Genomic DNA, 11,367 nt, shown 5'->3' with positions numbered 1-11,367 from the left:
ACAGGCGAGCCGGCGCACAGTCGCCCCGCGGGATCAGCGGGGACCCGCTCCGTCAGCGAGCCTCTGCCGCCGGTGGACAGATCGAGTCCACAGCGGCGGCGAAATCCAGGGTCTGCAGCACCTCGACGGCACGGTCGTATCGCGAGCCTGCGAGCACGACGAAGACGGCGCCGACGACGTCGATGAAGCCCACGGTGGCGCCACAGGCGCGCACTTCGTAGCGATCGATGTCCACGAGCTCCCAGCGCACGGCCGCGTCCGCGGGAGCGGGCGGCTCGGGGCGCCGGAGCGGCAGCTCCTTCAGCGCCGGCATGACGCGCGCACGCAGACCGTTGCGCCGTGCGGGCGAGGTCGGACTCTCGAGAACCATCCCTGAGCCTCCCCTCGTCGTGCAACGATCCTGGTCCGACCGCGTTTCCGGTGCACGGGGGTTGACGAGCCGCGCTGCTCGGACTAGGGGCCCACACGGCCCCGCGGTGCGGCGCGTGCGTCGATGACACCCTTTCTACGCGCCCCGCGTGAATCGCCTGCCACGCGTCGCTGAACGTCCGGTGGCGTCGCGTGGTCCCCCTGCGCGCAAGGCGCACCCGCCCCGCGACGAGCGGGCGCGCGGTGTCCAGCGAGCAGCGGACGCGGCATCCGCTCCCGTCATCAGTCGTGCGGGGACGCCGTGCTGCCGCGCACCACGAGATGGGTCGCGAGATCCATCCGGAGGGTGTCGGGCTGCGCTCCGTCGGCGAGGCGCAGCGCGAGCCGCGTCGCCTCCTCGCCCATGCGGCGGAGGGGCTGATGCACCGTCGTGAGCTGGGGGCTCATCCACCGCGACAGGGCGATGTCGTCGTAGCCCACCACGGAGAGGTCCTCCGGGACGCGGAGTCCGGCGGCGGATCCGGCCGCGATGACACCGAGCGCCTGCAGGTCGCTCCCCGCGAAGATGGCGGTGGGTGGGTCCTCCAGCGCCAGCAGCTCGCGGCCGGCGGCCTCGCCGCCGCCCGGGTGGAAGTCGCCGAACCGGATGAGGGCGGGGTCGATCGGCAGGCCGGCGGCGTTCATCGCGGAGCGGTACCCGTCGACGCGCGCCAGAGAGCACATCATGTCCTCGGGGCCGGTGATCGCCGCGATGCGGTGGTGACCCAGTTCGATGAGATGGCGCGTGGCCATGAGCCCGCCCGACCAGTTGGCCGATCCCACCGACGGCACGTCGGGGGAGGGGTCGCCGGCCGGATCCACGATGACGAACGGGATGCCCTGGGCGCGCAGCTTGTCGCGCAGTCGCGGCGCGATGTCGGAGAACACCAGGACGACACCCACCGGCCGGCGACGCAGGACGCCGTCGATCCAGTCCGCACCGGGGGTGTGGCGGTCGCCGCTGACCGTGAGAACGACCGAGAGGCCCGCGGCGTGCGCGACGTCCTCGACGCCCTCGATGACCTCCATCGACCAGCTCGGCTCGAGCTCGTGGAACACGAGCTCGACGAACTCGCTGCGCTGCTTGGCCGATCGGCGGGTGTAGCCGTGGCGCGCCAGCTCGGTCTCCAGACGCGCCCGCGTCGCCGGGGCGACATCGGTGCGGCCGTTGAGCACCTTCGACACGGTCGCGAGCGAGACGCCGGCTTCCGCGGCGATCGCGGCGAGGGTCACGCGGGTGGTGTCGCTCATGGTGTGATCGTATTCCGAAAGTTTTGCGATCCGCGCGAAACAGTCACCAGTCGTGCACCGTCCCGTCTCCGAGGCGGTTGAACGGCAGGTAGGCCTGCACGTAGGGATAGCGGCCCGCTTCATCCACGTCGAGGTCCACGCCGATGCCCGGCACGTCGCCGGGGTGCAGCATCCCGTCCTCCCACGTGAAGGACTGTCGGAACACCGCATCCGTCCGCGTTCCGTGCTTCATGTACTCCTGGATGCCGAAGTTGTGGATCGCGAGACCGAGGTGCAGAGCGGCGGCCATGCCGACGGGCGAGATGTCGGTCGGTCCGTGCATGCCCGACTTGATCTGATACTGCGATGCGTAGTCGAGCACCTTCTTGAGGTGGGTGATTCCGCCGGTGTGGGTGACGGCCGAGCGCACGTAGTCGATCAGCTGCTCGCGGATGATCTGCTGGTAGTCCCACACCGTGTTGAAGATCTCGCCGATGGCGAGCGGCGTGGTGGTGTGCTGCCGGACGAGCCGCAGCGCCTCCTGATTCTCGGCCGGCGTGCAGTCCTCGAGCCAGAACAGGTCGTAGGGCTCCAGCGACTTGCCCAGCTGCGCCGCCTGCACCGGCGTCATGCGGTGATGGCCGTCGTGCAGAAGCGGCAGCTCGGGGCCGAACTCTGCGCGGACCGCCTCGAAGACGGTGGGCACGTGGCGCAGGTACGAGCGGGTGTCCCAGTCCTCCTCGTTCGGCAGGGCACCGCGCTGCGCAGGCTCGTGGTCGTAGCGGACGCCGGTGTTGGCCTCATACGTCGCGTTCGAGGCGATGCCGTAGATCGACTTCAGGCCAGGCACCCCGGTCTGGACGCGGATCGCGCGGTACCCCTGTGCGAGGTGGCTGCGGATCGAGTCGAAGAGTTCGGGCAGATCCTTGCCCGAGGCGTGACCATAGGCCAGGAGCCCCGTGCGCGACGCGCCGCCGAGGAGCTGGTAGAGCGGCATCCCCGCCGCCTTCGCCTTCAGGTCCCACAGCGCCACGTCGACGGCGGCGATGGCGGCCATCGTGACGGGCCCACGTCGCCAATACGCCGAGCGGTACAGGAACTGCCACGTGTCCTCGATGCGGTGCGCGTCGCGGCCCAGCAGCAGCGGCACGACGTGCTCGCGCAGATACGCGACGACGGCGAGCTCGCGCCCGTTGAGGGTCGCGTCGCCGAGGCCGACCAGGCCGTCGTCGGTGGTCAGCTTCAGCGTGACGAAGTTGCGGTCGGGACTGGTGACGATGACTTCGGCCCGGTCGATGATCATGTGCTCTCCTCAGCGAGTGCGGCGGGGTGGAGGGTGGGCTCGGTGGCCGTGACGATGGTGGCGGCGAGTCCCGCATCGAGGCCGGCGATGAGATCGGTGCGCAGCTCTTCCGGCGTACGACCCTTCTCTATCAGTCCGGCGCGCCGGCACGCCGCCCACTCGCTCAGCACGTCCAGCGCCGCGCGCGGATCACGGCCGCCGGCGAGGGAGGCGTGCAGCACCGGCACGATGCGCAGCCGGAGCTTGGTGGCGGTGTCGACAGCGATCTGGGAGAGGTGATGGGCGATGCGGGCGTTCTCGAAGCGCTCCGTCAGCGCGCGGCGGTACTCGTCGGTTTCGATGTCGCCACCCACGGCCACGACGGCCTCGGCCCAGAACCGCTCCAAGGCGTCCCGGCAGGCCGGGTCGCCCATCGCGTCGGCGACGGTGGCGTGTCCGCGGAGCAGACCGCCGAAGGCGAGCACGAGGTGGCCGCCGTTGAGGACGAGCAGCTTGCGGCGCTCGTACGGCTCGATGTCGGCCACGAAGCGGGCGCCGGCGGACTCCCATCGCGGCCGTCCCGCCGGGAACACTCCGCTCATCGTCCAGTCGGCGAACGGCTCGGTCACGACGACGCCCGCATCGCGCCACCCGGTCTCCTGTTCGACCTCACGGGTGTCTGCCGCGGTCGTGCGGGGGGTGATGCGGTCCACGCTCGACGCGACGAACGAGACGGGCCACCGCGTGGCGTCCCACCCGCAGGCGGCGGCGAACCGCGCTACCGCACCCTGGACCGCGCGGTCGTTGCGGGGGAGGTTGTCGCAGGAGACGACGGCGACGGGTCCGGCGCCGCTCTCGTGACGCAGGTGCAGGGCGTGTGTCAGGCGTGCGATCGGCGTGCGCGCGGTCGTGCCTCCGCGACGAATGGCGTCCACGTCGTGCGCGATGTCGGGGTCGGTCATGTCGAGCGCTCCGGCGGCGTCCAGGTGGTAGCCGGCCTCGGTGATCGTGAGCGTGATGACGGCGGTGTCGGGCGCGGTGACGAGCTCGGCGAATCGCGGCGACGAGGCCTCGTGCACCTCGGCGATGCTGCCCACCACCTCGAACTCGTCCCCGGTCGCGCCGCGCTGCACCAGCGTGAACAAGCCGTCCTGCGGAGCCAGTCGCTCCGCGACGTCGGCGCTGCGCCCGGTGAAGGCGGCGATGCCCCACTGCTCGCCGCCGGCAGCGCGGGCGGTGAACCACGCCTGGTGGGCGCGATGGAACCCGCCGACGCCGAGGTGGACGATGCGAACGGGCGGCACGGGCAGGCTGGTGCCCGCACGGAGCATGGCGGCGCGGGTGAGGCGGGGCGCGGCATCCGTCATGACACCACCGTGCTCTTCCGCAGCGCGGTGCTGCCGGTCTCGGCCGACACGTGTGCGCGCAGCCACTCGAGCTGGCGCACGTGGTGGGCGCCCTCGCCGCCTTCGTGCCCGTTCCACGGGTAGGCGACGATCTCGGCGCCCCCGAGCCAGTGATTGGCCGCCGCGTACACGCCCGACGGCGGTGCGATCGTGTCCATGAGGCCCGCCCCGAACAGCGCCGGGGCATCGGCCCGCTGCGCGAAGCTCACGCCGTCGAAGTAGGACAGCGTGCGGAAGACGCGGTCCTGCGCGTCGCGGTGGACCGACAGGTAGCGCGCGATCTCGGCGTGCGGGTCGGCATCGGTGAAGCCGACCACGCGTCGCAGGTGCGACAGGATCGGCGCCGTCGGCAGGGCGCCGATGAGTCCCGACGACAGACCGGCGGCAGCGATGGCGATGGCGCCGCCCTGGCTGTTGCCGGTGACGGCGACGCGGCCGGGGTCGACCTCGTCGAACCCACGCACCGCATCCACCGCGCGCACGGCGTCGGTGAAGACGCGGCGGTAGTAGTAGGTCGCCGGATCCTCGATGCCGCGGGTGAGGAACCCCGTCGCGGCCGGGCCCGACCCGTGCGGATCGGGCGTGCTCCCGCCCGTGCCCCAGGTCGACCCCTGCCCCCGGGTGTCGACGATCAGCTGCGCGAATCCGGCGTTCGGCCAGTGCAGCCTCTCGAGGGGCAGTCCGCGTCCGCGACCGTAGCCGACGAACTCCACCACCGCGGGCAGCGGTCCGCTCGCTTCCCGGGGACGCACGAACCACGCCCGGACGGGATCGCCCGCGAACCCGGGGAACACCACGTCGTCGACGTCTACCAGCTCGAGCGGCCCGTCCAGCCGCACGCGGCTGACCGAGCCGCCGGCAGCGCGCGACTCGGCCAGCGTCGCCTGCCAGAACACGTCGAAATCGGTCGGCGCATCGACCTGCGGACGGTAGCGCGCCAGTTCGGGTTCGGCCATGTCGAAGCGTGCCATCGTCCTGCAGTTCTCCCCTCGACGCCCGTGACGGGCCGATCGGTCCGGTTGTCGTCGATCCAATGAAAACGTTGACATCGGCTCGCGTCAAGGCTAGCGTCACATGTATCGAAGCGGAAGACGAAACTTTCGCGCCATCATCACACACTCGGTGACACGGTCTCCGGACAGCCGCAAGGGAGCGTATGTCGGTCAACAGCAACCTCGTGATCGCGGATGCGATCGAGCTGCGTGCGGAGGAAGACGAGGCTCGGCAAGCGGGCAGATCGTCCGGAGGCGGGCGGCGCGACCGCAAGCCCCCGCGCGCACCCCGCCGGACCTGGCGCAAGGCGCTGAAGAAGGACTGGCGCCTCTACACGCTGCTCATCCTGCCCGTGGTGTTCCTGCTGATCTTCCGGTACATCCCGATGGCCGGAAACGTCATCGCGTTCCGGAGGTTCCGGCCCGGCGGCAGCATGTTCGGCGACGAATGGGTGGGGCTGCGCTACGTCGAGCTCTTCATCAACGACCCGACGTTCTGGCGCGCTTTCGGGAACACGCTGATCCTCGGCGGACTGACCCTCCTCATCGTCTTCCCGCTGCCGATCATCCTGGCGCTGATGTTCAACGAGCTGCGCTCGGGCGCGTTCAAGCGCATCGCCCAGTCGATCTCGTACCTGCCGCATTTCATGTCGGTCGTGATCGTGGCCGGCATGGTGCTGCAGCTCACCGCGCTGCGCGGCTCGATCAATCAGGGGATCGAGTTCTTCGGCGGCGAGGCGATCCCCTTCATGCAGCTTCCGCAGTGGTTCCCGCCGATCTACGTCGGCTCCGAGATCTGGCAGACGGTCGGGTGGGGCACCATCCTCTACCTCGCCGCGCTGACCACCATCGACCCGCAGCTCTACGAGGCCGCGCGCATCGACGGCGCGAACCGGTGGCGGCAGATCTGGCATGTGACGCTTCCGGGTATCCGCCCGACCATGATCGTGCTGCTCATCCTCAACATCGGAACCTTCATGGCGGTGGGCTTCGAGAAGATCCTGCTCCTGTACAACCCGCTGCTGTATCCGACGGCCGACGTCATCTCGACCTACCTGTACCGGGTCGGCATCATCTCGAGCAACTTCTCGTACGCGACCGCCATCGGCCTGTTCGAGGCGCTCATCGGCCTGACCCTGATCCTGACCGCCAACGCGATCTCGCGCCGAGCCGTGGGGACGAGCCTGTGGTGACCGAAAGCCTCCGGACCATGCCGCGCCGCATGTCCAACCGAATCTTCCGTCCGTCCACGCAGGGCGGCATCCGGGACTCGCGCAGCTACACCGCGTTCCGCGTGGTGAACGCGGTGCTGATCCTCGTCATCTGCTTCGTCACGCTCTACCCGTTCCTGAACGTGGTGGCGCAGGCGTTCAGCTCCGAGGCCTACATCAACTCAGGACAGGTCAACCTGATCCCCAAGGGCTTCAACGTGACGACGTTCGGGTACGTCATGGGCGACCCGCTCTTCTGGCGCAACTACGGCAACACCGTGGTGTACACCGTCGTGGCGACGGTGATCGCGATGGCGCTGACGACGACGTTCGCCTACGCGCTGTCGAAGAAGGACCTCAAGGGCCGCGCGATCTTCATCGGTCTCGCCGTCTTCACGATGTTCTTCAACGGCGGCCTCATCCCGAACTACATCCTGATCAACACGCTCGGGTTCAAGAACACGATCTGGGCGATCGTCATCCCCAACGCGATCAGCGTGTTCAACCTGCTCGTCATGAAGTCCTTCTTCGAGAGCTTCCCCGAAGACCTCGAAGAGGCCGCGGCCATCGACGGCCTCACCACCTACGGCATCCTCTGGAAGATCGTGCTGCCGCTGAGCAAGGCCGTCATCGCGACCATGGTGCTCTTCTACGCGGTCTCGTTCTGGAACTCATGGTTCGCCGCCTTCCTCTACATGGACAAGGCCGAGCTGTATCCGGTCACCGTCTACCTCCGGAATCTGCTCGCCGCGGCGACGGGGACGGAGGCCCTCGGTGCCGGCAGCAGCGGCGGCGAAGCGACCCAGGTGGCCTCCAACGTGAAGGCCGTCACCATGCTCCTGACGGTGCTGCCGATCGTCTGCCTCTACCCCTTCATCCAGAAGTACTTCGTCTCCGGCGTCATGCTCGGCTCCGTCAAGCAGTGACGCCGCCCTCACCCCCAGAAAGGAAAACCCCATGACACAGCAAGTGACGCGGAGGGCGCGCCGAAGCGCCCTCATGGCGGTCGCCGTGCTCGCGGCCGGTGGCCTCGTGCTCAGCGGCTGCGGCTCCTCCGGCGACGGCGGCGGCGAGACCGAGACGGGCGAGTTCGACTTCACCGGCAAGGATGTCGGCGCGATGGAGGACTACGGCGTCGGCGACACCTTCACGGCCACCGAAGCGGTCGAGTTCGGCCTGTTCTATCGCGACCACCCCAACTACCCGATCGACGAGAACTGGCTGATCCTCAGCGAGCTGGAGAAGAACCAGAACGTCACGTTCGACATCGTGAGCGCGCCGCTGAGCGAGTGGGACCAGCGCAAGTCGCTCGTCATCGGCGCCGGCGACGCACCCGACATCGTCTCGGTGACGTATCCCGGTCAGGAAGTGGCGTTCGTCGCGGGCGGCGCGATCCTTCCCGCGAGCGATTTCGTGCAGTACATGCCGAACTACATGGACAAAGTCGAGAAGTGGGGCCTCGAGGCCGACCTCGACCAGCTGCGCCAGGAGGACGGCAAGTACTACCTGTTCCCCGGCTTCCGCGAGGAGCCGCGACCCGAGTACACCTTCGCGGTCCGCTCCGACGTCTGGGAGGAGCTGGGCCTGAGCCTCGAGCCCGAGACGTTCGACGAGTTCCGCGACCAGCTCGAGACCGTCAAGGAGGCCTACCCCGACCTCTACCCGATGACCGACCGCTGGTCGGCCAACGGTCCCATCGAGGGCACGCTGCAGTTCGTCTCCCCGAACTTCGGCACAGCCGCCGGCTGGGGCTTCGGCCAGGGCCTCACGTGGGACGGCGGGGAGTTCGTGTACACCGGCGCGACCGACGAGTACAAGGAGCTCGTCGAGTTCTACGCGTCGCTCGTGGAGGACGGACTGCTCGACCCCGAGGCGCTGACGCAGGACGACGACCAGGCCAAGCAGAAGGTCGCTTCGGGTCAGGCGCTCTCCGTCGGCACGAACAACCAGGAGATCATCGGCTACCGGCAGACGCTCCAGGAGCTCGGCACCGCCGGTGACCTCGCGCTCATCCGCGTGCCGGCCGGCCCCGCGGGCGACAACTTCCAGTACGGCCAGCGCCTGGTGAGCGGCTTCATGCTGTCGTCGGAGGTGCAGGAGTCCGAGAACTTCCTCGCGCTGCTGCAGTTCCTGGACTGGCTCTACTACTCCGACGAGGGCCTCGAGTTCGCCAAGTGGGGAGTCGAGGGCGAGACGTACACCAAGGAGGCCGACGGCAAGCGGGTGCTCGACCCGGGCATCACCGCGATGGGCATCAACCCGGGCGCGCCCGAGAACCTCCAGGCCGACTACGGCTTCTCCAACGGCGTGTGGATGCTCGTGCACGGCTCGTCGGTCGACCTCGACCGCTCGATGCTGCCGGAGGAGGCACTCGCCTTCGTCGAGGACATGTCGACGAAGAAGATCCTCGAGCTGCCGCCGCCCGCCCCGCTGAGCGAGGTGGAGCGCGAGCAGGTGTCGCTGTACCAGTCGGCGCTGAAGGACCACGTGTACCAGAACACCGCCGCCTTCATCCTCGGTCAGCGCTCGCTCGACGAGTGGGACGCCTACGTGGCCGAGCTCGACGGCATGAACATGACGCAGTACCTCGACATCGTCAACAGCGCCCAGCAGCGCTACGCCGAGAACAACGGCTGACGACGGATGCCACGGCCCCGCGCCCTCGACGGCGCGGGGCCGCGGCATCCCATCGGGAATCCTCCCCGCCCGACCTCGACCCTGACCTCGACCCCTGACCCCGACCTCGAGACCCCTGGAGATGCGCACGTGACCCTGCCGGACATGGACAAGATCCCGTACGGCGGCGATTACAACCCCGAGCAGTGGGGCGACGCCGTGTGGGACGAGGACTACCGGGCCTTCGACCTCGCGCGCATCGACCTGCTCACCGTCGGCGTGTTCACGTGGTCGCTGACTCAGCCCGACGAGGAAACCTACGACCTGTCGACGCTCGAGCGCATCCTCGACCGCGCGCACGCGGAGGGCCGGAAGGTGTGCCTGGCGACGGGCACAGCCGCCGTTCCGCCGTGGCTCGCGCATCGCTACCCCGAGGTCTGCCGCACGGACTTCGAGGGGCGCCGGCACGTCTTCGGGGTGCGCCACAACGCGTGCGCCTCGTCGCCCGCCTACCGGCGGCTCTCGGTGGCCGTGGCCTCTCGCATCGCCGAACGCTTCGCCGGGCATCCCGCCGTCGTCGCCTGGCACGTCAACAACGAGTACGGCGGCCAGTGCTACTGCGACCTGTGCGCCGCGGAGTTCCGCACCTGGCTGCGCGAGCGGCACGGGTCGCTCGACCGGCTCAACGAGGCGTGGAACACGGACTTCTGGTCGCACCGCTTCACCGACTGGGAGCAGATCGTTCCGCCGAACATGCTGTCGGAGCACTGGCGCGGGCCGAACCACACCGCCTTCCAGGGCATCACCCTGGACTACCTGAGGTTCAACACCGACAACATCCTGCGGTCCTTCCGCGAGGAGAAGGATGCGATCCGCGCGTTTTCCGATCTGCCGGTGACCACCAACATGATGGCGATCTACCGCCACCTCGACTACCACCGGTGGGCGCCGCACCTCGACTTCGCGTCGTGGGACAACTACCCGACCGACGGCTCGCCCGTCTCGCGCATGGCGCTCTCGCACGCGCTGATGCGCGGGCTGAAGGACGGCCAGCCCTTCTGGCTCATGGAGCAGACGCCGACGATGACCGCGACCCGTGACTACAACCCGGTCAAGCGTCCGGGGCAGATGCGGCTGTGGTCGTGGCAGGCCGTCGCGCACGGGTCCGATTCGGTGCTCTTCTTCCAGATGCGGCACAGCAGGGGAGCCTCCGAGAAGTACCACGGCGCCGTGCTCAACCATGCCGGGCGCACCGACACCCGCGCCTTCGGCGAGGTCGCAGCGCTGGGCGCCGAGCTCGAGAAGGTCGGTGATCGCCTCCTCGGCGGGCGGACGCCTGCCCGCGTGGCGGTGCTCTTCGACTGGGACTCGTGGTGGGCGCTGGAGATGTCCGACGGCTACAGCCGGGCGGTCGGCTACGAGCGGCAGCTGGTGTCGTACTACGAGGCGCTGTGGCAGGCCGGAGCGCTCGTGGACGTCGTCGCGGCGACGGCCGACCTGTCGGGCTACGACGTCGTCTTCGCACCGTTCCTGCACATGCTGAAGGGGGATGCCGCGACCCGGCTGTCGGATGTCGCCCGCCGGGGCGGCACCGTCGTGACGACCGTCGTGTCGGGCCGCGTCGACGAGGACGACAACGCCTTCTTGATGGATGTGCCCGGTCCGCTGGGCGAGCTGTGCGGCGTGCGGGTCGACGAGACCGACTCGCTGCCGCCGGATCAGCCGAACGAGGTGGCGCTGCTGCTGCCGGGCGAGCCCGAGCTGCGCGTCCGCGCGCACCACGTCTTCGACCTCGTGATCCCGCAGGGCGCGGAGCCCGTCGGCTACTACACCACCGACTTCTACGACGGCACGCCGGCGGTCACGCGGCACGCGTTCGGCGAGGGCAGCGCCTGGTACGTCGGCACCGTCCTCGACCAGGAGGGCGTCGACTGGGTGGTGCGGCACGCGCTCGCCGAGCGCGATTGCCTCGGCGCATTCGCCGACGTGCGCGATCTCGAGCACACGAGCCGCGTGGTCGACGGCCGCCGGTACGAATTCCTTCTGAACCACCGCGCCGAGGCGGTAGAGGTGCGTGCACCGTGGGACGGCGTGGACCTCTTGACCGGACGCACCGTCGCGGCGGGGCAGTCGCTCCCGGTGCCCGCCACCGGTGTCGTCGTCGTCGAGACCGCCGGCGGCGCGGGGTCGTGAGCGACACTCGGCCCGGCCCGGGCAGGATG

9 protein-coding genes are annotated in these 11,367 nt (G+C 69.3%); 4 read left to right on the top strand and 5 right to left on the bottom strand.

Annotated features, from left to right (window positions below):
- Positions 1–52: 52 nt before the first annotated feature.
- The 5 genes from IM767_RS00635 to IM767_RS00615 form a co-directional block, all read right to left on the bottom strand.
- Complete coding sequence (locus IM767_RS00635) at positions 53–370, bottom strand: hypothetical protein (protein ID WP_239453442.1); 318 nt, start codon at positions 368–370, stop codon at positions 53–55.
- Between the two features lie 281 nt (positions 371–651).
- Positions 652–1,659, bottom strand: coding sequence for a LacI family DNA-binding transcriptional regulator (locus tag IM767_RS00630; protein WP_109211581.1), 1,008 nt, complete (start codon positions 1,657–1,659; stop codon positions 652–654).
- Between the two features lie 43 nt (positions 1,660–1,702).
- The gene (manD, locus tag IM767_RS00625; RefSeq protein ID WP_109211582.1) at positions 1,703–2,941 is read right to left on the bottom strand and encodes a D-mannonate dehydratase ManD; all 1,239 of its coding nucleotides are present in this window, start codon (positions 2,939–2,941) and stop codon (positions 1,703–1,705) included.
- Positions 2,938–4,287 carry a mannitol dehydrogenase family protein gene (locus tag IM767_RS00620; RefSeq protein WP_109211583.1) on the bottom strand — a complete coding sequence of 450 codons (1,350 nt, stop codon included), beginning with the start codon at positions 4,285–4,287 and terminating at the stop codon, positions 2,938–2,940. The genes manD and IM767_RS00620 overlap by 4 nt, the downstream gene beginning before the upstream one ends.
- On the bottom strand, positions 4,284–5,297 hold the full coding sequence (locus IM767_RS00615) for an acetylxylan esterase (protein ID WP_109211584.1): 1,014 nt from the start codon (positions 5,295–5,297) through the stop codon (positions 4,284–4,286). The genes IM767_RS00620 and IM767_RS00615 overlap by 4 nt, the downstream gene beginning before the upstream one ends.
- A 185-nt stretch (positions 5,298–5,482) precedes the next feature.
- Between IM767_RS00615 and IM767_RS00610 the strand changes: the two genes are divergently transcribed.
- The 4 genes from IM767_RS00610 to IM767_RS00595 all read left to right on the top strand — a co-directional run bounded on the left by IM767_RS00610 (position 5,483) and on the right by IM767_RS00595 (position 11,338).
- Positions 5,483–6,511: an ABC transporter permease gene (locus IM767_RS00610; protein ID WP_109211585.1), complete on the top strand. Its 1,029-nt coding sequence runs from the start codon at positions 5,483–5,485 to the stop codon at positions 6,509–6,511.
- Between the two features lie 29 nt (positions 6,512–6,540).
- Positions 6,541–7,455, top strand: a complete 915-nt coding sequence (locus IM767_RS00605; protein ID WP_239453443.1) for a carbohydrate ABC transporter permease — start codon at positions 6,541–6,543, stop codon at positions 7,453–7,455.
- 31 nt (positions 7,456–7,486) lie between these two features.
- The gene (locus IM767_RS00600; RefSeq protein WP_109211586.1) at positions 7,487–9,166 is read left to right on the top strand and encodes an ABC transporter substrate-binding protein; all 1,680 of its coding nucleotides are present in this window, start codon (positions 7,487–7,489) and stop codon (positions 9,164–9,166) included.
- Between the two features lie 144 nt (positions 9,167–9,310).
- Complete coding sequence (locus IM767_RS00595; RefSeq protein WP_109211622.1) at positions 9,311–11,338, top strand: beta-galactosidase; 2,028 nt, start codon at positions 9,311–9,313, stop codon at positions 11,336–11,338.
- The last annotated feature ends 29 nt before the right edge of the window (positions 11,339–11,367 follow it).

Source organism: Microbacterium ureisolvens (genome assembly GCF_015278315.1).
Classification (GTDB): Bacteria; Actinomycetota; Actinomycetes; order Actinomycetales; family Microbacteriaceae; genus Microbacterium; species Microbacterium ureisolvens.
This window is presented reverse-complemented; position numbering and strand designations above follow the sequence as displayed.